Consider the following 22,772-nt stretch of genomic DNA (forward strand, 5'->3'; position numbering starts at 1 on the left):
GATATGATTACGTTTTCTAGCTTATTTAATTTTATCCGAATAATGCCCGGAAAGCTTCTTCAACTTTTCTTACCGGCACTAATTCTATTTTGAGTTTTTGGGTATCTATCCCTTGCAGATTATATTTGGGCAATAAGAATCGTTTGAAACCAAGCTTTTCTGCTTCTCCGATACGTTGTTCTATGCGGTTTACCGGGCGTATTTCTCCTGACAAACCGATTTCCCCTGCCATACAAACTTCCGGTTCGATAGCTGCATCCATATTGGAAGAAAGGATAGCACTGATAACTGCTAGGTCAATGGCCGGGTCATTTACTTTCAATCCTCCGGCAATATTCAGGAATACATCTTTTTGTGCGAGTTTAAAACCTACACGCTTTTCAAGAACAGCCAATAGCATATTCATTCTTCGTATATCAAAGCCGGTTGCCGAACGTTGCGGATTTCCGTAAACAGCAGAACTGACTAGAGCTTGTGTTTCAATCAGAAACGGACGGACTCCTTCGATAGCGGAAGCAATAGCAACACCGCTCATCCCTTCATGATCCTGACTTAGTAATAGTTCCGAAGGATTACTAACCTGGCGCAAACCATCCTGACGCATTTCATAAATACCCAATTCCGCTGTACTTCCGAAACGATTTTTGATGCTACGGAGAATACGATACATATAATGTTGGTCTCCTTCGAACTGAAGGACAGTATCTACGATATGTTCCAGCACTTTCGGTCCGGCAATACTTCCTTCCTTATTTATATGTCCGATTAACAATACCGGAGTATGGGTCTCTTTGGCAAAACGAAGAATGGAAGCTGAGCATTCACGTACCTGAGCAATGCTTCCGGGAGAAGATTCTATATTTTCCGTAGAAATGGTCTGAATCGAATCGATAATTACCAGATCAGGACGGGTATTTTTTATATGTACATAGATTTGCTCCAAGGATGTTTCGCAAACAATGAGGCAGTCGCTGGAAACTTCCGACAGGCGATCGGCGCGAAGCTTCAATTGCCGGGCACTTTCTTCTCCGGATATATAAAGAATCTTTTTTTCCGGCATTCGGAGTACGGTTTGCATCACTAGGGTAGATTTGCCGATTCCCGGTTCACCACCGATCAGTACTAAAGAGCCTGGTACAAGTCCGCCGCCTAATACACGATTCAGTTCGTTATCGTGCATATTAATACGCGGTTCATCGTCGGCTTCTATTTCGCCGAGAGTAAGAGGTTTTACTTTTTGAGTTTCGATACCGGAAACCGGGCGTCGGTTCGTTGGCTCTTTTCGTACAATCTCTTCCACATACGTGTTCCACTCTCCACATGATGGACATTTTCCTACCCATTTGGGAGACTCTTGCCCGCAGTTACTGCATACATATACTGTCTTTTCTTTAGCCATTATTTTGTAATTCAGGTTAGAAAATAACCTTGCTCAGGTTGCTTTTTGGACAAAAGTAAGTATAAATACCTCAAAACACAAAACAAATCTCACCGATTGTTTGTAAACTGGCTGAGAAAATTATTCGGTTAAAAAAGATGGCTCTGACCTTCTTACCGTTAAATCGTTATTTCTCCAGCCATTGATCGATTCATGCGGTCACGTACCTCATCCGGTGTATAACCATGTCCCAGTAGGAACATTAATTTGGTTACTGCTGATTCTCTCGTGAATGATATGTACCAGTTTTCTCCACATTTCGGCGTTTTCGATCATTCCAATCGTACCGCCGGTGTATATTAACAATACGGAAGTATATGGTGAATTCGTTGGCTGGTTTTATGCTTGTATTTTCTGCAAATATAGCAATATAATCCATATTTAATAACAATATGTCATAAAAGTGCGAGGGTATTCCAAGGAGTGCGAAAGAGAAAAGATTCTTTTTATTAGAAAAATATAGAAAAATGTGATAGATTGAATGTTTTTATTATTACTTTTGCGACACTTATCAAAAACAATAGTAGAACAAAGGACAATGATGAATTGCTATCCACATACAGTCACATCCATGTGCATGTGCACCATGACCCTTAGGGGTTGAGGATAGTTTTGTGTATCTACGTGATTCACGCCTTGGAAAAAGGCAAAATTCAATTTATAAATATTTTCGTAAAACAACCAATCGTACTGTATTTTAAGATATATACAGGACATTGCATTTAAATAAGTATCTTCATGAAAGTAATGAAATTCGGCGGAACGTCCGTAGGTTCCGTGAACAGCATTTTAAGCGTAAAGAGAATTGTTGAGTCGGCAAGTGAGCCGGTAATCGTAGTTGTTTCCGCATTAGGAGGCATCACTGACAAATTGATAAATACATCGAAGATGGCAGCAGCCGGGGATTCTGCTTATGAAGGTGAGTTCCGTGAGATTGTTTATCGTCATGTGGAAATGATAAAAGAGGTTATTCCTGCCGGGGAAGGGCAAGTGGCATTGCAACGTCAGATCGGTGAGTTGCTAAATGAATTGAAGGATATTTTCCAGGGGATTTATCTGATAAAAGACCTTTCGCCGAAAACTTCGGATACTATTGTAAGTTATGGTGAGCGTCTCTCTTCTATCATCGTTGCCGAATTGATTGACGAAGCTGAATGGTTTGACTCACGCACTTTTATTAAGACTGAAAAAAAACATAATAAGCATACTATCGACGCTGATCTGACTAATGAGTTGGTGAAGAAAGCTTTTCGCTCCATACCGAAAGTAGCTTTGGTGCCGGGATTTATTTCATCCGATAAAATGACGGGAGATGTGACGAACCTTGGTCGTGGTGGTTCGGATTATACGGCTGCTGTTATAGCTGCTGCGCTTGATGCGGCTGCTTTAGAGATATGGACAGATGTGGATGGCTTTATGACTGCCGATCCGCGTGTCATTTCTACTGCCTATACAATATCTGAATTGAGTTATGTAGAGGCTACCGAGCTTTGTAATTTTGGTGCTAAAGTAGTTTATCCACCTACTATTTATCCGGTATGCCATAAGAATATTCCTATCTTGATTAAGAATACCTTCAATCCCGAAGGAGTAGGAACCATCATTAAACAAGAAGTATCCAATCCTCACAGCAAAGCTATTAAAGGTATTTCTTCTATCAATGATACTAGTTTGATTACTGTTCAGGGGCTCGGTATGGTAGGTGTGATCGGAGTCAATTACCGTATCTTTAAGGCTTTGGCAAAGAATGGTATTAGTGTATTCCTTGTTTCACAGGCTTCATCCGAGAATAGTACTTCTATTGGTGTTCGTAATGCTGATGCAGATCTGGCTTGCGAAGTATTGAATGAAGAGTTTGCTAAGGAAATAGAAATGGGTGAGATCTCACCGATTCTTGCTGAGAGAGATTTGGCAACAGTTGCTATCGTAGGTGAGAATATGAAACACACTCCGGGTATTGCAGGTAAACTGTTCGGAACATTGGGACGTAACGGTATTAATGTAATTGCTTGTGCACAAGGTGCTTCAGAAACAAATATATCTTTTGTTGTTGATGGAAAATCATTGCGTAAATCGTTGAACGTTATTCATGATTCGTTCTTCTTGTCGGAATATCAGGTACTCAATCTGTTTATTTGTGGTATCGGAACAGTGGGAGGAAGTTTGGTGGAACAGATACGGTCTCAGCAAGAGAAATTGATGGTGGAAAACGGATTGAAGTTGCATGTTGTAGGTATTATAGATGCTACAAAGGCAATGTTCAGTCGTGCCGGTTTCGACCTGGCTAATTATCGTGAGATACTGAATGAGAAAGGAGAAGATAGTAATCTTCAAAGTATTCGTGATGAAGTGATTGGTATGAATATTTTTAATTCGGTATTTGTAGATTGTACGGCAAGTGCAGAGATTGCATCACTCTATAAGGACTTCCTGCAACATAATATATCTGTAGTAGCTGCCAATAAGATTGCTGCTTCTTCGGCTTACGATAATTATCGTGAATTGAAAACAATTGCTCGTCAGCGTGGAGTAAAATACTTGTTTGAAACAAACGTAGGCGCGGGACTTCCGATTATTAATACGATTAATGACCTGATTCATAGTGGGGATAAGATTCTGAAAATTGAAGCTGTACTATCGGGTACATTGAACTATATATTTAATAAAATCAGTGCTGATATTCCTTTTAGCCGTACGATAAAGATGGCACAGGAAGAACGGTATTCTGAACCCGATCCACGTATTGATTTAAGTGGTAAGGATGTTATCCGTAAGCTGGTGATTCTGGCACGTGAAGCCGGATATCGTATTGAGCAGGAAGATGTTGAAAAGAATCTTTTTGTTCCGAATGATTTCTTTGATGGTACATTAGAAGATTTCTGGAAGAAGGTTCCAAGTCTTGATGCTGATTTCGAGGCTCGTCGCCAGGTTTTGGAGAAAGAGCATAAACATTGGCGTTTTGTAGCTAAACTGGAGAATGGAAAAGCTTCTGTCGGTTTGCAGGAAGTAGACTCCAATCATCCGTTCTACGGATTGGAAGGCAGTAACAATATTATTTTGCTTACTACAGAACGTTATAAAGAATATCCGATGATGATTCAAGGATACGGTGCCGGTGCCGGAGTAACGGCTGCCGGAGTATTTGCTGATATCATGAGTATCGCAAACGTCTAACATCATTCTTCATTCTTAATTAAGTAAAAGTGAAACATATTATTATATTGGGTGACGGGATGGCCGATTGGCCGGTGAAGTCATTAGGAGGAAAGACGCTCCTGCAATATGCGAAGACGCCTTATATGGATAAATTGGCCCGAATGGGGCGAAACGGGCGGTTGATGACTGTGGCCGAAGGATTTCATCCGGGTAGTGAGGTAGCTAATATGTCTGTATTGGGGTATGATCTTCCAAAGGTATACGAAGGTCGCGGACCATTGGAAGCGGCTAGTATCGGCATTGATCTACAACCGGGAGAGATGGCTATGCGTTGTAATCTGATTTGCGTGGAAGGGGATATTTTGAAGAATCACTCTTCCGGTCATATTTCTACGGAAGAAGCGGATGTCTTAATTAAATATCTGCAAGAGAAGTTGGGAAATGACAAAGTACGCTTTCATACGGGGGTACAGTATCGTCATTTGTTAGTGATTAAAGGAGGGAATAAGGAATTGGATTGTACGCCTCCACATGATGTTCCATTGAAACCTTTCCGCCCGTTGATGGTAAAGCCTTTAGTTTCGGGGGCCAAGGAAACTGCAGACTTGATTAATGATTTGATTCTAAAGTCTCAGGAGTTGCTGAAAGATCATCCATTGAATAAGAAAAGGATAGCAGAAGGCAAAGATCCTGCAAACAGTATCTGGCCTTGGAGTCCTGGGTATCGTCCGCAGATGTCTAAACTTTCCGAGACTTTTCCACAGATAAAGAAAGGAGCTGTTATCTCAGCTGTGGATTTGATTAATGGAATCGGTTATTATGCCGGACTACATCGTATTACCGTAGAAGGTGCCACCGGACTTTATAATACGAATTATGAAAATAAGGTAGCTGCTGCATTGGAGGCTTTGAAGACCGATGATTTTGTTTATCTACATATTGAAGCCAGCGATGAGGCTGGTCATGAAGGAGATATCGACTTAAAACTTCTGACGATTGAGAATCTGGATAAACGTGCTGTTGGACCTATTTATGAGGCAGTGAAGGATTGGGATGAACCGGTTGCCATTGCTGTATTGCCCGACCATCCGACTCCTTGCGAGCTTCGTACTCATACTGCCGAACCAGTTCCGTTCTTTATTTGGTATCCGGGAATTGAACCTGATGAAGTAGAAACTTTTGATGAAGCGGCTGCTTGTAATGGTAGTTACGGAATTATGAAAGAAGACGAGTTTATAAAAGAATTTATGAAGTGATTCACAGCGGGTTATCTAGATTATTTTCAGCTATTTGGTAGCTGTGTAAATCTGTATAATTTGTGTTGAACTCTAAAATATAGTATAATGAAATATTACAGTACAAATAAACAAGCACCGATGGCTTCTTTACAAGAAGCTGTGGTGAAAGGACTTGCTGACGACAGAGGACTTTTTATGCCTATGACTATAAAACCTCTGCCGCAGGAGTTTTACGATACAATTGATACATTATCTTTTCAGGAAATAGCTTATCGGGTAGCCGATGCTTTCTTTGGTGAAGATATTCCGGCAGATGTTTTGAAGCAGATTGTATATGATACATTGAACTTTGATGTCCCTTTAGTGAGAGTTACGGAGAATATCTACTCGTTAGAGTTATTTCATGGACCGACACTTGCTTTCAAAGATGTAGGTGGGCGTTTCATGGCTCGTTTACTGGGTTATTTTATCAGGAAAGAAGGACAGAAAAATGTGAATGTATTAGTTGCTACTTCCGGTGATACGGGAAGTGCTGTGGCTAATGGCTTTCTGGGGGTAGAGGGAATTCATGTATATGTACTTTATCCAAAAGGAAAAGTTAGCGAGATTCAGGAAAAGCAATTTACTACATTAGGACAGAATATTACGGCTCTTGAAGTAGATGGAACTTTCGATGATTGTCAAGCATTGGTGAAAGCTGCTTTCATGGATAAAGAACTGAACGAGCATTTATCTTTGACCTCGGCTAACTCCATCAACGTTGCCCGATTCCTGCCCCAGGCATTCTATTATTTCTATGCATACGCTCAGTTGAAGCGTGTCGGAAAAGCTGATAATGCCGTCATTTGTGTGCCTAGTGGAAACTTTGGTAATATCACTGCCGGCCTATTTGGAAAGAAAATGGGATTGCCTGTAAAACGCTTCATTGCTGCTAATAATCGCAACGATATTTTCTATCAATATTTGCAAACGGGTGAATATAAACCTCGTCCGTCTGTTGCAACGATTGCAAATGCAATGGATGTAGGTGATCCTAGTAATTTTGCCCGTATTCTTGATTTATACGGAAATTCTCATGCGGATATTACTGCTGAAATCTCCGGCGCGACTTACAATGATGAGCAAATTCGTGAAACTGTGAAAACTACTTGGAAAGAACATCATTATCTGCTCGATCCTCATGGAGCTTGCGGATATCGTGCTTTGACAGAAGGATTGAAACCGGAAGAAACAGGAGTATTTCTTGAAACGGCTCATCCTGCCAAATTCCTTGAGACAGTAGAGGCTATCATTGGGGAGACTGTCGAAATTCCGGCTAAGCTACAGGCTTTTATGAAGGGAGAAAAGGAGAGTTTGCCGATGACGAAGGAGTTTGTGGGCTTTAAGCAGTATTTGCTTTCTATCTGATATCTTCTGATACATAAGGAGGAAATTTTTCGTCGCTTTACTCCTCTGAATAACAAGAAACTGTTGACTGTCACTTAGCTAAAAACTTAGTAGTTGGTAACAAAAAACAGTCTATAAGGACAAAGTATTATTCTCACCGCAATGAGAATAAATACTCATAGTAACGAGAATTTTTTCTCAATGCAATGAGTATTTTTTCTCATAGCGATGAGAATGCTTTGAGAAAATAATCAATTGTAATTGCTTCGTACTGATACTAAGATGAATCTTCTGAAGATACTGTTATATAGCTTTTCACCCAATCCTGAACAAACCTTTGATTTCGTCATATTTAAGTTGATAACTACGTTCTTTTACTGTTTTCCAAGACAGTGTTTTGCCTGCATATTTTATAGTACAGTTACCTCCGGCTTTTGATAGAATAGTAGCTTCTTTCAATTTACCATTTTCCCATACCATAGCTATCTCAAAATTCCCTTTTGCGCACAGACCATTAATAGAACCATCTTTCCAAGCATCCGGTAAAGCTGGCAACAGCTGAATAAAGCCTAAATGGCTTTGCAGCAGCATTTCAGTAATTCCCGCTGTTCCGCCAAAATTTCCGTCAATTTGAAAAGGGGGATGAGTATCCCATAAATTATCCAATGTCCCATTTTTTAGCAGATTGCCAAATAAAGTATATGCATGGTTTCCGTCTTGTAAACGTGCCCATTGATTCAGTTTCCATCCCATGCTCCAACCAGTAGCACCATCACCCCGATGTACAAGTACTACTTTAGCTGCTTTTGCCAATTCCGGAGTAGTAATTGGTGAAAGGGTACGGCCCGGATGCAGTCCGAACAAATGATTCACATGGCGATGTTCATCCTTCGGATCGTCGATATCCACCGACCATTCCATCAACTGCCCGTAACGTCCGATTTGGTAAGGTACCAGATTGGCTAGAATGTCTTCCCACTGTTTCCGTTCCTTTTTATCCACTCCTAATATTTTGCTTGCTTCGATGGCATCTAATAAAATTTCACGTATTACAGCGTGTACAAAGGTGGCTCCCTGATCAATGGGACCATGCTCGGGAGAGGTAGATGGAGCAGCAGTATAAGTACCGTCGGGTTTGTGCCACAAGTAATCGGCAGCAAAATTCGCACTGCTTTTTATCAGTTCATACCCTGTCTCTTTTAGAAATTTCAGATCTCTCGTATAGTCATAATACTCCCAGATATGGGTAGCTAGCCAAGGCCCTGCCATGGGATTGAAGTTCCACGACATACTCTGACTTTCCAGCGGGGTGGTAAATCCAAAGATATTGGCGGAGATAGAAGCTGTCCATCCTCTTGCTCCAAAGTATGCCTGTGCTGTTTTCTCACCCGGTTTCACTAATGTGCGGATGAAATCTACCAAAGGTAGCATACACTCGTTCAGATTAGTGGAACAGGCAGGCCAGTAATTCATCTGTATGTTGATATTATTATGATAATCTACAGACCAAGGTCCACTTATATTATTATGCCAGATTCCTTGTAGATTAGCCGGCATATTGCCTGGGCGGGAACTGGAAATAAGTAAATAACGGCCAAACTGATAATACAGAGTTTCTAAATAAAAATCCGGTTGTCCTTGTCGATAGTTCTTCAACCGTTGTCCGGTTGGTAAATTATCTGTTTTCATGGCAGGGTTGAGGCTAAGCTTAACCCGGTTGAATAAAGCGGCATAATCCTCATAATGTTGTTTAAACAAAGCTGTGTATCCTTTAACTGTGGCATTGTCTATCCATTGACGGGTGGTTTCAGCCGGATTAACCCCGACATACGTTTTCGGATCTTTAAAGTCCGGATTAAAGTTAGCCTTGTAGTCAGTATCTGCTGAGATATAAAACACAACTTCGTCTGCTTCTTTGACGATCAGCTTTCCATTCTCATTTGTCAGTTGCCCGCCTTTGGTTTCTGCTTGGATCCGAACTACATATTTCATACCATTATTGTTCAAAGCAGCAGTATACACTAAACCGTTTTTACCGTCTGCTTTCATTTCTCCACTGGAGACCGGATTAGGAGCGTAACTGAAAATCAGATTCTGCATTCCCGGATGGTCTGCACTGAAACGCATCACCATTACGTTTGCCGGATAAGAAATAAAGTAATTACGTTGATAAGCCACATCATCTTTTTTAAACTGCACTACCGCCAAAGCAGAATCCAGAGATAAGATACGCTTATATCCGCTCATATGGAGGGTATTCAATCCGGTTTCTACATAAAATTCTCCCATAGTTGTAAAACTACCAAAGCGATAAGGCTTTTCTCCACCGGGTTCGTAGGCTACTTCGCTGTTGAAATTGAGTTGAGTCAGTCTCTCTGCTTTTTGCTGATCTCCTTCTGTGAATGCTTTCCGTATTTCGTCTAAAACATGGGCAGACTGTTTGTTGATGTTCCAATAATAATCTGCTCCCTTCGCTGTATTAGGGCCTCCCCGCCAAAGTGTTTTTTCATTAAAAGTAATGCGCTCTGCTTCAACAGAGCCCATAATATTCGCACCAATGTTACCATTTCCAATAGGCAATGATTTTGATTCCCAGCTGGGGTCTTGATTCGTATTGGTGTTTCCAGCCACTTCCAGTTCATCTTGAGTTCTCGATATATCTGGTTTTCCATTATACCAGACGGCATATCCTTGCAAGGTATTAGGGGTGTCAAACCAAATAGAAAGTCCCTGTGTGTAGTCGGTTTCTTCTGCCTGAAGCCCGGAGAAAGATAGACACGCATTGATAAGAAGCAGATAGAGTTTTTTCATTTTCATAGTATTAAAAGTCTGTTTTACTTTATAAACAGTACAAAGTTAAATAAATGCCTTGATTTATAAGCGGGTGATATAAGGAAAATCACGATCACTTCCAATCTTTCCGGTATGAATATTCTGATATACGAATCATAAAATAAATATTGCTTCAGTAAGATATAAGTATATAATTAATTGAGCTTCAAGTTGAAAAACGAACCTATTGTTAACAGGTAAGGTGAAAAATGCGTTTATTTCTGTAATTGATGAATCAGGAACAATAAAATACGAGGTTTACATTCGAATTGTCCGAACGTAAACCTCGCAAATGGAAATTTCTATGATTTTTCTTATGATAGATCTGATACTGCTTTGAAATAACCGATTGATTCGGCTATACCCATAAATGGATCACTCATATCCTTTTCATACTCAAGACTGCACATTCCGGTATATTTTACTTTCCGCATCATCTTAACCAATGCAGGAAAATCTATTTTACCACGTCCGAGCTCAATGGCATGTCCGGCTTTTGTGGAATCCGTTACATCTTTAATATGCATATCAAAAACACGTGTATGATACTTCTTCAAGTCCGCAACCGGATCACAACCGTTACGCAAATCGTGGCCTATATCCAAACACATGCCAATACGCGGATCTAAGTCTTTTGTATGTTCCCAAACATCTGTAGCATCCGGATATGTTTTAATATCTGGTCCATGTAAATGGATGGCATATTTAAAATCATATTCCTTGACCTTTTTATCGACATAAGGAAGTAACTCATAATTAGGAACTCCTACAATTATTTTCACACCCACACGTTTGGCATATTCGAAGCTACGATCTATTTCTGCTTCACTTTTCATATAGATGGGACCCACAGCATATCCTGTCACTTTATGAGTCGCGCATTTTTCATGAAAAGCTTTAATTTGCTCGTCAGTACTGTTGAATGGCAAATGGAAATCTTTGATGCATAGATAATGAACACCCAGACGTTTCAAAGTCTTTAAAGTAGTATCTATATCAAATTTAGCAAAGGTAAAACCCGCCATTCCTAAATGGAATGGATTAACAGCTTTCGGAGCCTTTGATTTTGCCGGTTCCGGTAATTCTGCATGAGCTATACCGCCTGTTCCCAAAAGGATGGCACCGGCAAGGCTTTTCTTAAGAAATGTTCTTCTTGATTTCTCCATGGTATTAGTAATATGAGTTGTCTTTTAAATGTGTCGAAAGAAGTTGTTTTTAATGGTAGCAAATATAGTGTTTTTTTTTCGTGTGCGATAACGTTAAACGTTAATTTATATTGAGACATTAAAAAACTACAATCAACTTTTCCATTACTGTAGCTAAGAAAACTTCATCAATTGAAGAAATTGTGGATAATAAAGCAATCATAAGTTTACTTTCTTTGTGCTACTTTAAGTTTGTAGCAAACTTTTAGGTGAAAGTAATAAAGTTTCTATCTCATATTTGATAAGTGAGAAACACAAGATAATCTCCACTGCAATGTATTGTAAACTCATTAGTTAGAACTTCATTCAAGGTGCCTTGCCACCAATTTGTGAAGTCGCTTAATGGATATACTAAACCTTCTCCTTTTAAATCTTTTGCACTAAAATTGAAAATTGAGATTTGCTGACCTGGGTGTGAGTTGAAAGTCTGTGTATGCTGTGCCGGAATAAACACGCCATAATCTGTGATTGTCCGGACTTCCAGATCGTTTTTCATATAGTCGATTAGCAAGCTGATATTTCCAAGAGTATGGTCTTCTCGCTTTCCGGTAGCACCCAGAATGGCAATCTTATGAAATCCTTTCTCTTTAAGAAAATAGACAGCTTTTGTCTGGTCATTTGTTTCTTGATCGGAGATATGATGTATGATAGAGGAATAACGCTCTTTATTGGCGGGTGAAAGAGAATCACCATCTCCGATGATAATATCAGGAATATGTCCCTGAGCAATATATTCATTGGCAGCACCATCGCAACAAATTACGAACTTAGCTTCCTTTAATATCTTTAAGGGAAGGGGACTTGTTGGATACTCACCATTGGCAAGTACCACAGCTTCTGGTATAAATTGTTCATTTATCATTGCAGTTGTTTCATCAGTTTTTTCCATTTGAAGTAGCCAAAGATAGCAATAATGGAGTAAAGTCCGTATAATCCTGAGGTGAAATAAAGATCTTTATAAATATAAAGTCCGCAGCAAACAATATCAACAAGAATCCAGGCAAACCATTGCTCAATGTATTTACGTGCCAGCATCCACATTCCTACTATACTTAACGCAGTGGTGAAACTATCCAGCCAAGGGACATTGCTATCTGTATATTTAATTAATATCCAGGCGATGCCGAGAAAAGAAATAATGAAAGCCAATGTCAGTGGGAGATAATATTTCCATGGAGTGTGTACGATGGGTAATTTTGTGGGCTTGTTGGCTATTTCTGCTTTTTCTTTTCGGCGTCCCCACATCCAGAAAAACCATCCGTAAATAGCGGCAATCAAATAGTATATATTTATACCAAAATCGGCATATAGACCTGCTTTGTAGTAAATAAAGATATAAATAGCAGGCATGATAATACCTGCAATCCACAGATAGATATTTGCCCGGTACTCTAACCACAGGTAGACCAGACCAACGATTGTTCCGAATATCTCGAGATAATTTAGTTCCATATAATATAATTAAAAACGGAAGGAAAGATGTGCCATAACATTGGTTCCTGCTTGTGCAGCGTAACCGGCAACATCTATTCTATGATTCACATCATTTTCGTAAGAGCTGGAGGCCCAGCCATTGTTCTCATATTCCTCATTGAAGAGATTATATATAGTAACTCCGAAAGTTATGTCTTTTACTAATTTTTGGGGTTTGAATGTATAAGCGACATTCAGGTTACTAACAAAGTATTTGTCCAATGTTAGTGCTTCCACTTCTGCATTCGTCATATATTGTTTTCCCACAAATTGAGATTGTAATGCTGCTTCGAATCCTTTGAAATGAAACGAAAAACGATTGTTGAGCAAAAAATCGGGGGAAAATGCAATGCGGGTACTCTTATGTTGAGTACTGACAATATCCGATAAATACCCTTTCGTGTTGTATATAGGAATGGTTTCTATAAAGTTCTTAATCCGATTCTTACTCCATGTAGCATTGATATCCCATTGAAACCATTCACATGGTTTGATACCTAGCATCAGCTCTAATCCCATGCGATAACTGTTCGGAACATTTTCCGTCAATGGTTCGCCTATCTCATTTAATGCTCCGGTCAAGACAAGCTGGTCGGTATAATCCATATAATAGAAGTTGGCTCCTGCTGCTAGCCAAGGATTCGAAAAACTATATCCCACTTCATAGTCAAGTAATTTTTCTGCTTTAGGATAAGAGCCGGGATTACCTTCTGTATAGTTGTTTCGTGTCGGTTCTTTCTGTGCAACAGAAAAAGAGGCATAAGCACGATGATTAAGAGTAATATTCCAATTTAGTCCGATTTTTGGGTTGAAGAAATTGAATTTCTTATCTACTGCTAACGGCTGAGGAATATTTTTATTCCAGTCGTATTTGTCGTTTGTTCCGTCAATCGTGTAATCAATGTGGCGATATTGTAAATCAGCATAAGCACTCAATCCGCTAATCAGATCATAACTGGCTTTCAAGTAAATATTTCCATCCGTTTTTTTCGATTTATTTCTGTAGTATTCATGATTTGGAGAGAGTGTACCTATATAATTTTCTATCCAAATCACTTTCCCGAAATTGTTTCCCTGATATTGGTTGAGCCCACCACCCAAAGAAGCAATCAGGCGATTGTCTGTATAGTTGAGAGAAAATACTCCACCCCCGAATTTATTATCCATTTTTTTCTGACGTACAAGGTCGCTTTCTTCTACTTCTTTCTCATTATATATGAAAGGTTTCAAACCATATTCCAAATATGATCTGTCTTCTTTATACTCTTCATAATAACCATCTCCTTTAGTATAATGCAAGGCTACATTCAGATTCCACGCATTAGAGAAGGTATGGTTGAAAAGTAGTTGGTAATTTTTTTGCAGGTAGTTATCTGTTTGGTCGTCATAATAATGTACTGTTTTATCCTTATCTGTGTATTTTCCACAAGGATTATAATGTCTTCCAAATTCCTTCATCTCATCTTTAGTAGCATATCCCCACGCATGATATGTTTTTTCTTTTCCGGCAAATGTGATTAACTTTATTGATGTGTTTCCGGCCAAATATCCTCCTTGTAGGTAATATGAATTGAGATTAACGGAGGCACGGTCAATGTATCCTTCCGTACCGATATTTGAGAGACGTGCGTCGAAAGTCCAATGATTGTCTAGTAATCCTGTACCTATTTTTACAGTTTCTTTATGTGTATTGAACGAACCATAAGAACCGTTGAACTCTGCATACGGTTTCATGGAAGCACCTTCAGTTTGCATATTCACACTGGCACCAAACGCACCTGCGCCATTAGTGGATGTTCCTGCTCCACGTTGTACTTGTAGGTCTTTTACGGAAGAAGAAAAGTCCGGCATGTTCACCCAGAATAAGTTATGGCTTTCGGCATCATTCATAGGTATTCCGTTTACGGTAATGTTGATGCGTGTACCGTCTGTACCACGAATACGAAGGGTAGTATAACCAATACCTGCTCCAGCGTCTGAGGTAGTTAAAGTAGAAGGTGCCATACTTAACAAGTAAGGAATATCTTGTCCGAAGTTTATTTTTTTTAGTTCGTCTTTACCGATATTGGTGAAAGCTACAGGAGTTTTAGAGGTGGCACGTGTAGATACTACCTGCACTTCCTGCAGATTTATTACTTTCAGACTGTCTGAAGTCGCACTCGTTTGTGCATGGACAGCGATGCCTGTGCCTAAAAAGGCAGCGGTCATCATAATCATTTTTTTCATTGCGCTTATTTATTAATTCTCTACGCCGGCATTACCCGGTTCAGATTCTATGGGTATGTTCTCAGCCCGTCATATTAAGGCACCCCCTCTTCGGTGAATCGACTGCGAAATTACAGCTTTTGCAGGAGTAAAACAAAAATAACTTTCAAATTTGACAAAAACAATGTAACTTTGTAATTTCTTGAAAGATGTAAGCGAACAAGTATTTATTTTAATTTATATAGGTTATGTTATTATTTCAAGCAACTTTGGCGGCAGATTCTACACAGGTAGCTGCTGATAAATTATTGAAACAAGCGATTGCTGATGCGGACGGTTTGGATAAACTGTCGCTCATTACCCAACAACTGATTGATTTTGGTATACGTGCCGGGGAACGTATTTTGATTGCGGTCGTTGTTTTCATTGTGGGGCGTTTTCTTATCTCGTTACTCAACAAGTTTGTTGTGCGGTTGATGGAGAAAAGAAAAGTTGATATAAGCATCAAGACCTTCGTAAGAAGTCTGGTGAATATTTTGCTGACCATCTTATTGATTATTTCTGTTGTTGGTGCATTAGGTGTTGAAACCACTTCATTTGCAGCTTTGTTGGCGTCTGCCGGTGTCGCTGTCGGTATGGCTTTGTCTGGTAACTTACAGAACTTTGCCGGAGGATTGATTGTCTTATTGTTTAAACCTTATAAGGTTGGGGATCTGATTGAAAGTCAGAATGTAATCGGTACAGTGAAAGAGATTCAGATTTTCCATACTATTTTGGCTACCGCAGATAATAAAGTAATTTATGTTCCGAATGGAGCTATGAGTAGCGGAGTAGTGACTAATTATAGCAATCAGGCAACTCGTCGTGTGGAGTGGATCGTAGGTATCGATTATGGTGAGGATTATGAAAAAGTGGAACGAATTGTAAGTGATATTCTGACAGCTGATAAACGTATCTTGGCTGATCCTGCTCCGTTTGTTGCTCTTCATGCACTGAGTGATAGCAGTGTGAATGTAGTAGCTCGCGTATGGGTAAAGAGCGAAGATTATTGGGGAGTTTATTTTGATATCAACAAGACGATTTACGAGACTTTCAATGAGAAAGGTATCAATTTCCCATTCCCGCAACTTACTGTACATAAAGGTAACTGATAAAAATTATTGGGATTAGCAAACATATAAAGTATAACAAAAAGCTTCACCACAGATTGCGCAAATATTCAAAGAATAGGGAATATAATAATCAAATGTTTTGAATTTTATCTGTATGGATGTATAATCTGTGGTGATTTTTAATATAAATGTTATGTCTGGTGTGATTCGTTATTCAAGCTTTTATTGTATGCCGAAATCTTCAACCAATTCATACTTGTCTTCTTTAATCCCTAGTAGGTGATTGATCTTCCTTCTCTTTTCCAGATCCGTAAAGTATTTTTCTACGACTTGATAGAGATCAAAATTACTGGTTGATCCTGCGGCCATATCAAGTGATTCTACCATTTCTTTTACTGCCTGATGGATCTTTTCAGTTTCTATCAGGTGTAGTTCGTTACTGTGTATTAAATATCTTTCCATAACTGCAATGTTTTAGTTACATAGTTATAACGTTCCGTAAGGATGGAAAGTTCAGGGGAGAAGATTTACTTTTGTAACCTTCAGAATTGATATTGTTGATTATAAAAATATAACTATTGTAAGATGATGTTGCTATTGTTTGGATTGACGCACATCCTGATGTGAATTTGTCATACAATGAATATAAAGGTATCATGCAATAGTTTTGAAAGCTTATTTGGGAATGGGGGATGAGGAAATTATGAACTTGTAACCGGATCCTGTTGCCATTCGTGTAAAATTTTGGACAGTGTCTTAAAGCTTTTATTGCCTTTTCCCAACAACTTCCTGTATGATATATGCGTGCTCTAGAGCTGGATATTGAGTTATGTATTTTTCTGTTACATCTTTGATATAACAATAGGTTGGGGCAGGAGTATAGTTGGCTCTTACACTCCGCTGTCCAATGAGTGGGAAGAAATTTCGTGTAATATAGAAAACACTATTATCATCTTTGACTGTTACACGCCAATAATCACGAAGTTTGGTATTTCCTGCAAGGGTGATAGCACTTTCTTCATCTAAAATAATATGTTCTTTTTCAAAATCTGTTTCTTTTTGCTGATCATTCTGATCATATATCTGTATTGTTCCTCCAGCTTCAGCAGGTTCTTTATAGGTAAATATATATCCTTTTTCCGTATCAGACTGTTCCATTTCCTTTTCTAGTTTGCTTTTATCGCCTACCGTTAAGTTATTTCCTTGAATAATATATATTCTTTGATGGACGGCATTATTTTCTTCCCGGTATTTTACTGTAATAGTCAATATGTATACATTGTTAGATTTATCTTCAATTTTGATCGATGCAATTCCTAGTCCAACAGGCTTAAAAGTTATTTTTTCACCATCAAAGTTGACTTGAATAGCTTCTTTATTGCTATTGGTCACTGTATAATTGCCGTCACCACCTTTAATATATAGAGCTGTAGTTTCTCCACTGAAAGGTGTTAAGGTTATAGAACGACCTTCGTTGTTGAAAATAATATGTGGATTTTCGTATGCAAGAGTGATAGGTGATTGATCATCATCGCTACAACCTGCAAAGTTGATAGTGCAGAGAAGTAACAGGAATATCCCGAATAAACGTTTAGTTTTCATGTCTTTAAGTGTTGGGTTATAGTTCAGTTTAGTTTTTCTTTTCTCGATTATGATTTCTTCAATGTTTTATTTGAAACGAATACAGATATATCATTCCTTGTATGTGGGCAAATATATGAAATTAGTATGAAAGGTGAAATGAATGCGGCTTTTTATATTTATATGGGATGGAAATTTGTTTGTCCTAACTCAACTTTCTAAAGAAACGAGTATCTGTATAATCATTCCTGCGAAATACCATACAATTTCCAGATAAGCATAGTTTCCCGAAAAATAATTCTGAGTGAGTAGTGGCTGACATATGGCTTATAAGGCATCCTTTTGCGAACTTCAACTTCACACCCATTCAATTTATTAACGATTAATAATGTTACAAAGTAAAGCAACAAAGTAAAATGATGACAGATTTGTCAATGAAAAATCCATTGAAGGCATTGTCTATAATGAAGTGATATATGTCGAATGATTATAAGATATCCCATTCCATCTGTTAATTATAGCAGACGGAATGGAATATATAAATAAAAAAGAATATTTATTTCTTCAACTTCCCTACAAACATTACATTGTTATCATCCTCGTTCAGAGAACTTAATAGTTCTTTCAGTACTTTTTTATCATTTTCCGTGCAACTGCTTTCCGTTAGTCGTTTTTCAATAATATTCATTAATTGGATAGGTTCGTACATTGCAAAGAAATAACCGTTTGTGAAACAAAGGGGAGCACCTATTCCTCCGAATTTGTCGTTTTTCAGTCGGATATAATGTGTATCTTGCGTCTTTTTATCTACTGCAATTGCACCTTTTCTTCCAAGATTTACAATATATTTTTGTGGAAGATCAAAATAGATTTTGAAGAAATCCTCTTTTTCTGGTAAATTACTTAATGCAAATAGGGGTTTGGAAACTCCGGCTTGTGCATCATATACATACAAAGTATCATTACCGGTAATCATATAAGTTAAGTTTGAGGTATTTCCATATGACCAGATTTCATTGTCAAAACCTGAAAAATTACCTTTTTCGTCCAATGGGTTGGTTAAATCTTCCGTCTTTCCACGATATGTAGTTACTTGGTCGTTGGCGTCAACAACTGCTGAAAATATTCCTTTTTTATCAAAACAAAGATTGACTAAAGAAATACCTCCATCACTATTTAGTGCAATCTTAGGTTTGTTTAGATCACTTTTAATATCAATTGATTTCTCAAAAGTACCATCTATATTATACTTATACAACTTAGAACTGCTAGAGAAAGGTGCCAAGTAAATAGCTTTACCTGCTTCGTCGATTACTTCACTATAGAGAGAGCCACTATACTCACCTGGACCCTGCCCTATTTTTCCGATGTCATATAGATATTTTCCTTCTCGGTTAAACAATTTGTAGACTCCTCCACGCTGGCGGATGCCGATATAGTGATCGGTAATTGTCGGCCACCAGTATTTAAATAATGCGGAATCACTGTTGTCGAAATGGACAAGCTGACAGTCTTCTACCCATTCACTCAGAGGTACATCAATTGTGTCAGTCACTTTGCTGTAATCACACAGGGTGAGTGTGTATGCATTACTGTTATTTGCGGTAGTCGCATTGTTTTTATCCTTGGATGTACATGAGAACATACCTCCAGCCAACAAAAAACACAAACCTAATAATTTTACCTTTTCCATAATGTATTTTAATTAAAGTTACAAATGCATTGACCCTTGCAAGCTACCGCTATCTGCTGAAATACAAACTAACATAAAAAGAATCGCATTTCCAACTATTTCACTATTAATTTTATTTTAAAATGTCTTTATATCAATTTCTTATATTTGATTGCTATCTATCAAGATGTATTGATTTGTTGTCTTTTCATGGTTTAAAAAGAAACCATATTGATGTAACCTCTACTGATATTATTTACATATTTAATGGTACAAATATTGTAGTTTACAAGAGGAGATTGTGAAAATTATCATGTACATTTGCAGTATTCGGATATCTTTGATGAAACGTGATGTGTAAATGACTTTTGGAAAAAATAGATGTGAATGCGGAGTTTTAAAACTTTGAATGATGAATATAGAAGAATTTAGAGATTATTGCCAGTCTTTTAAAGGGGTGCAGGAAAAAATGCCTTTTTGGGATGTTTCGGATAAATACAGTCGAGATGTTCTTTGTTTTTATATCGGGAGTAAATGGTTTTGTTTTGTAAATATTGAGATATTCGATTTTTGTTGTTTGAAATGTGCACCGGATAGAAACTTAGAACTTCAAGCTTCCTATATGGGTATAAAACCGGGATGGCATATGAATAAACATCACTGGATTAGTGTTTACTTTAATCAAGATGTCTCGGATCGCACAATTAAAGAACTTGTACAACAATCTTATGATATTGTCTATAAATCTCTTTCTAAAAAGGAGAAAGAATTGATACAGGCTATATAAGATTATATTTGTGGTTATGATAGAAATTTAGGGTGTAGTTCATTTTGGAAAGGATAAGGTCGTTATGGACTTCTCCTTCTTGGTCATTGCCTTCAATATAAAAAAGATGTGTGCAAAAATGAGAAAAGAAGGTATAGATTGGCTGATTAAACTGTTTTATGACCTTGAAGCCGCTCTTTTTAGATATTTGGAACACATTAATCAAAGAAATTTGCAAAATATTGCAGCTTGAAGAACGGTAACTGATTTGTATAGGTGATGAGGAACAAAGAAGGTGCATCGTTCATTACGATACACCTTTAATAATTGTTCATAAGTGACTGATTTATAGATAGCCTTTCTTTTTACTTTCTTCGAAAATAGCTTTTCAAAGTATATCCAAAAACTCGGTGCGTTTATTGGCTTTCCGAGAAATTACATTTTCATGCTTTTTGTGAATGTCCCTTAGTTTAATATTGAATAGATATTCAAAGGTTCGTCCGATTTCTGTCAGTGGTGATTTTGCTTCGTTGTTGGTCACAACTTTTTTAGATAGAAACAATCCGCTAACCTCTCCATTACTTCAATGAGATTATCCGTAATTGAGTAGGTGCCTTAAAAGAATTTGTATTCTTACATTGCAATATTGGAATTTTCTCAAAATATTATGCCCACAGGGTTTTCGGACTGACCCGGTTTTCCGGTTTACACACTGGTTTACACAAACGTAGCAAAATATAGTGTATATAAAGAAAAAAGCGATTGTTTGTTTTAGATAACTGCTTGATTTTCAATCTTTTAAAAGTAATCCGCCTGGAGCTGCGAAATATCGTTGTAACTAAGTAGTATTCAGAATATTGCAATGCTGCCATTTCTGTTGTTCACGAATTGCACACGGCACTATTTCAATGTTCTTCCCCATTGTTCCGTTGGATTAGTACAAAGTTACGCAAAATATTTAGAATATAAAATATACAACATTATATGTTCATAGTCTTGATAAACTGTTTAACATCTTCATATACGCCATCATTCAAGTCAGGATATTTATCAAGTACATCTTCGACCCATGATGGACCATGGCCTCCAACTTTTGGAATGAAGTTTTCCAGCTCTCCCACCAATGGAATATGTATACCTGCTTGTTGTAATGCTGTATTGAGGCTGTCAATTGCCTCTTGTGCATCACCATTGGGTAATGCCCTAATCCCCGACTTCTTAATCATAGACCAACCTTTATGTTCAAAAATTGATTTCTTTAGTTTGTCTAACTGTTTTTTATTAAGGTCCTTTATTCCATCTTTTTCAAATTCTGATAAAATTTCTTCAATTCGCTCTCGCTGTTCTTTGATAGATGTTGGTTTATCAAGAGATCTTGCACCGTCAGCAATAACATTATATTTTTTCTCGATTGTCGACCATTGACCGCCACAAATCTCATACAACAACTTAATCAAATTTGAGTCGTTTAGAATATCTAAATCGGGGATAATCCGAAAATTGACTCCTAATGTCTTAAGTGCGGTTGCTACCATTGGAAGTCGTTGCTTACCTCCACAATGTATGAATAGAGTTGAATTTGGTTTACCTTCTTCAGCCTTTATACAATCAAGAATTATAGAATATAATTTGCAATCAGAATCACTTTCACAAACTATTGTTGATTCATGAAATACAGAATCTATAATGTTTGAATAACGTAACAAGGAATCCTTCCAAATATCATTCAATTGACCATTATCCAACAATTTGATATTATTAGTATTGTCATTACGAGTTATACGAATAATTTTCACCCTGTTTGGACAACTGCTAATTAATCCTTTAAGAAACTCTTGACTATGGGTGGATATAAACACTTGTTTGTCATCAGATAGAGCTTCACTGAATATCTGACCGAGAATGCGAGCTTGAGGTGGATGTAGAAATGATTCAGGTTCATCAATTAGGAAACATGAATAGTTTGGCAATAGTAGATGTAAAAGAATTCCGGTAAAACTTCTCATTCCATCCCCTTGTTCATGAAGAACAGGGAGTTGTTGTAATCTCCTTTTATATTCTTCTTGTCTAACTTGTTCATCATCATAAGTGTCTTCAATTTTAATTGGATCTCCAATATACAATGGAATGTTCATCGAATCAAAGCCCGGTATCAATGATTTCCCAAACGCTTTATGAAAAAATTTTGAAAGTCTTTCTCGAATTGGAGGGAACGCTTTCACGCTATGAATTGGGTGAGTAGGCGACTCATTCTCATTTAAAATATTAGGCGGATATACAATTGATAATCGATTATCAGTTTTAAGTTCATTTATGAAGAAATTGCTTAAATCTTGCAAATGTGCGCTAACCAATCTGTTGTTCTCAAGATGATAAGGGTATATGTAATAATTCATTCCAGAATATATATACCCGCTCGACGGATTCTTTGAATGTGCTGAGCAACGCTCAATAAATGCTAAGTCGTTATCTGAATTTTGGAATGTAAGAGAAACATCATTTATTACAACCTTTCGATGTTGGTTGTTTATACAAGCATAGATATCTTTTAATGATTGACTTTTACCAGAGTTATTGGGACCAACAAATACGACAATATCATTTTTATTAATATCAACTTTTTCCCCATTATTAAAAACAATTGTATTTACAAACAATGCAGGAGTTGTTCCATTTGTAGTTATAGTATTCATCTGATTGAATTTATT

At 37.8% G+C, this 22,772-nt stretch carries 15 protein-coding genes, 4 pseudogenes and 1 riboswitch; of the genes and pseudogenes, 7 read left to right on the plus strand and 12 right to left on the minus strand.

Annotation, left to right across the window (positions count from 1 at the left end; genetic code table 11):
* Nucleotides 1–31 precede the first annotated feature (31 nt).
* Nucleotides 32–1,399: a DNA repair protein RadA gene (gene radA / locus CZ225_RS04495; RefSeq protein ID WP_077153121.1), complete on the minus strand. Its 1,368-nt coding sequence runs from the start codon at nucleotides 1,397–1,399 to the stop codon at nucleotides 32–34.
* A gap of 158 nt (nucleotides 1,400–1,557) precedes the next feature.
* Nucleotides 1,558–1,668: pseudogene (locus CZ225_RS23205) on the minus strand (L-asparaginase 1); the annotation flags it as partial.
* A gap of 508 nt (nucleotides 1,669–2,176) precedes the next feature.
* On the opposite strand from CZ225_RS23205, the gene thrA reads away from it, so the two are divergent.
* The 3 genes from thrA (at nucleotide 2,177) to thrC (ending at nucleotide 7,239) form a co-directional block, all read left to right on the plus strand.
* Nucleotides 2,177–4,612 (plus strand): bifunctional aspartate kinase/homoserine dehydrogenase I, encoded by a 2,436-nt coding sequence (gene thrA / locus CZ225_RS04505; RefSeq protein ID WP_077153122.1) that lies wholly within the window; start codon nucleotides 2,177–2,179, stop codon nucleotides 4,610–4,612.
* 29 nt (nucleotides 4,613–4,641) lie between these two features.
* Complete coding sequence (locus CZ225_RS04510) at nucleotides 4,642–5,850, plus strand: cofactor-independent phosphoglycerate mutase (RefSeq protein WP_077153123.1); 1,209 nt, start codon at nucleotides 4,642–4,644, stop codon at nucleotides 5,848–5,850.
* Nucleotides 5,851–5,937: 87 nt separating this feature from the next.
* Nucleotides 5,938–7,239: a threonine synthase gene (gene thrC, locus CZ225_RS04515; protein ID WP_077153124.1), complete on the plus strand. Its 1,302-nt coding sequence runs from the start codon at nucleotides 5,938–5,940 to the stop codon at nucleotides 7,237–7,239.
* A 294-nt stretch (nucleotides 7,240–7,533) separates the two neighbouring features.
* Here thrC and CZ225_RS04520 read toward each other — a convergent pair whose 3' ends face one another.
* The 5 genes from CZ225_RS04520 to CZ225_RS04540 all read right to left on the minus strand — a co-directional run bounded on the left by CZ225_RS04520 (nucleotide 7,534) and on the right by CZ225_RS04540 (nucleotide 14,954).
* Nucleotides 7,534–10,029 (minus strand): glycosyl hydrolase family 95 catalytic domain-containing protein, encoded by a 2,496-nt coding sequence (locus tag CZ225_RS04520; RefSeq protein ID WP_077155686.1) that lies wholly within the window; start codon nucleotides 10,027–10,029, stop codon nucleotides 7,534–7,536.
* A gap of 335 nt (nucleotides 10,030–10,364) precedes the next feature.
* Complete coding sequence (locus tag CZ225_RS04525) at nucleotides 10,365–11,216, minus strand: sugar phosphate isomerase/epimerase family protein (protein WP_077153125.1); 852 nt, start codon at nucleotides 11,214–11,216, stop codon at nucleotides 10,365–10,367.
* A 271-nt stretch (nucleotides 11,217–11,487) separates the two neighbouring features.
* Nucleotides 11,488–12,117, minus strand: coding sequence for a thiamine diphosphokinase (locus CZ225_RS04530; RefSeq protein ID WP_077153126.1), 630 nt, complete (start codon nucleotides 12,115–12,117; stop codon nucleotides 11,488–11,490).
* Entirely contained in the window at nucleotides 12,114–12,707 is a 594-nt protein-coding gene (gene pnuC, locus CZ225_RS04535; RefSeq protein WP_077153127.1) for a nicotinamide riboside transporter PnuC, read from the minus strand. The genes CZ225_RS04530 and pnuC overlap by 4 nt, the downstream gene beginning before the upstream one ends.
* 9 nt (nucleotides 12,708–12,716) lie before the next feature.
* Complete coding sequence (locus CZ225_RS04540; protein ID WP_077153128.1) at nucleotides 12,717–14,954, minus strand: TonB-dependent receptor; 2,238 nt, start codon at nucleotides 14,952–14,954, stop codon at nucleotides 12,717–12,719.
* A riboswitch (TPP riboswitch) is annotated at nucleotides 14,955–15,051 on the minus strand. It abuts the gene before it with no gap.
* Nucleotides 15,052–15,181: 130 nt separating this feature from the next.
* Between CZ225_RS04540 and CZ225_RS04545 the strand changes: the two genes are divergently transcribed.
* On the plus strand, nucleotides 15,182–16,084 hold the full coding sequence (locus CZ225_RS04545; RefSeq protein WP_077153129.1) for a mechanosensitive ion channel family protein: 903 nt from the start codon (nucleotides 15,182–15,184) through the stop codon (nucleotides 16,082–16,084).
* Between the two features lie 183 nt (nucleotides 16,085–16,267).
* On the opposite strand, the gene CZ225_RS04550 is transcribed toward CZ225_RS04545, so the two are convergent.
* Nucleotides 16,268–16,507, minus strand: coding sequence for a hypothetical protein (locus tag CZ225_RS04550; RefSeq protein ID WP_077153130.1), 240 nt, complete (start codon nucleotides 16,505–16,507; stop codon nucleotides 16,268–16,270).
* 122 nt (nucleotides 16,508–16,629) lie between these two features.
* On the opposite strand from CZ225_RS04550, the pseudogene CZ225_RS24200 reads away from it, so the two are divergent.
* Nucleotides 16,630–16,757: pseudogene (locus CZ225_RS24200) on the plus strand (arginase family protein); the annotation flags it as partial.
* 53 nt (nucleotides 16,758–16,810) lie between these two features.
* Here the strand turns inward: CZ225_RS24200 and CZ225_RS04555 are convergent.
* A complete protein-coding gene (locus CZ225_RS04555) occupies nucleotides 16,811–17,647 on the minus strand; it encodes a hypothetical protein (RefSeq protein ID WP_077153131.1) in 837 nt (278 codons plus the stop codon).
* A gap of 535 nt (nucleotides 17,648–18,182) precedes the next feature.
* Nucleotides 18,183–19,319, minus strand: a complete 1,137-nt coding sequence (locus tag CZ225_RS04560; protein WP_077153132.1) for a 6-bladed beta-propeller — start codon at nucleotides 19,317–19,319, stop codon at nucleotides 18,183–18,185.
* A gap of 391 nt (nucleotides 19,320–19,710) precedes the next feature.
* Between CZ225_RS04560 and CZ225_RS04565 the strand changes: the two genes are divergently transcribed.
* Both CZ225_RS04565 and CZ225_RS04570 read left to right on the plus strand, forming a co-directional pair.
* Nucleotides 19,711–20,085, plus strand: coding sequence for an MmcQ/YjbR family DNA-binding protein (locus CZ225_RS04565; protein WP_077155687.1), 375 nt, complete (start codon nucleotides 19,711–19,713; stop codon nucleotides 20,083–20,085).
* 40 nt (nucleotides 20,086–20,125) lie between these two features.
* A pseudogene (locus CZ225_RS04570) lies at nucleotides 20,126–20,317 on the plus strand (IS1182 family transposase); the annotation flags it as partial.
* Nucleotides 20,318–20,452: 135 nt separating this feature from the next.
* On the opposite strand, the pseudogene CZ225_RS04575 reads toward CZ225_RS04570, so the two are convergent.
* A pseudogene (locus CZ225_RS04575) lies at nucleotides 20,453–20,655 on the minus strand (RteC domain-containing protein); the annotation flags it as partial.
* Between the two features lie 389 nt (nucleotides 20,656–21,044).
* Nucleotides 21,045–22,757, minus strand: a complete 1,713-nt coding sequence (locus CZ225_RS04580) for an ATP-dependent nuclease (protein ID WP_077153133.1) — start codon at nucleotides 22,755–22,757, stop codon at nucleotides 21,045–21,047.
* Nucleotides 22,758–22,772: the final 15 nt, after the last annotated feature.

This window comes from Bacteroides bouchesdurhonensis (assembly GCF_900155865.1).
GTDB classification, from domain to species: Bacteria; Bacteroidota; Bacteroidia; order Bacteroidales; family Bacteroidaceae; genus Bacteroides; species Bacteroides bouchesdurhonensis.

Bases quoted from the DNA above. Each gene is read 5' to 3' on its own strand.
- radA (WP_077153121.1), bottom strand. From the start codon at position 1,399: ATGGCTAAAGAAAAGACAGTATATGTATGCAGTAACTGCGGGCAAGAG.
- thrA (WP_077153122.1), top strand. From the start codon at position 2,177: ATGAAAGTAATGAAATTCGGCGGAACGTCCGTAGGTTCCGTGAACAGC.
- thrC (WP_077153124.1), top strand. From the start codon at position 5,938: ATGAAATATTACAGTACAAATAAACAAGCACCGATGGCTTCTTTACAA.
- CZ225_RS04520 (WP_077155686.1), bottom strand. From the start codon at position 10,029: ATGAAAAAACTCTATCTGCTTCTTATCAATGCGTGTCTATCTTTCTCC.
- CZ225_RS04525 (WP_077153125.1), bottom strand. From the start codon at position 11,216: ATGGAGAAATCAAGAAGAACATTTCTTAAGAAAAGCCTTGCCGGTGCC.
- CZ225_RS04530 (WP_077153126.1), bottom strand. From the start codon at position 12,117: ATGATAAATGAACAATTTATACCAGAAGCTGTGGTACTTGCCAATGGT.
- pnuC (WP_077153127.1), bottom strand. From the start codon at position 12,707: ATGGAACTAAATTATCTCGAGATATTCGGAACAATCGTTGGTCTGGTC.
- CZ225_RS04540 (WP_077153128.1), bottom strand. From the start codon at position 14,954: ATGAAAAAAATGATTATGATGACCGCTGCCTTTTTAGGCACAGGCATC.
- CZ225_RS04545 (WP_077153129.1), top strand. From the start codon at position 15,182: ATGTTATTATTTCAAGCAACTTTGGCGGCAGATTCTACACAGGTAGCT.
- CZ225_RS04550 (WP_077153130.1), bottom strand. From the start codon at position 16,507: ATGGAAAGATATTTAATACACAGTAACGAACTACACCTGATAGAAACT.
- CZ225_RS04555 (WP_077153131.1), bottom strand. From the start codon at position 17,647: ATGAAAACTAAACGTTTATTCGGGATATTCCTGTTACTTCTCTGCACT.
- CZ225_RS04560 (WP_077153132.1), bottom strand. From the start codon at position 19,319: ATGGAAAAGGTAAAATTATTAGGTTTGTGTTTTTTGTTGGCTGGAGGT.
- CZ225_RS04565 (WP_077155687.1), top strand. From the start codon at position 19,711: ATGAATATAGAAGAATTTAGAGATTATTGCCAGTCTTTTAAAGGGGTG.
- CZ225_RS04580 (WP_077153133.1), bottom strand. From the start codon at position 22,757: ATGAATACTATAACTACAAATGGAACAACTCCTGCATTGTTTGTAAAT.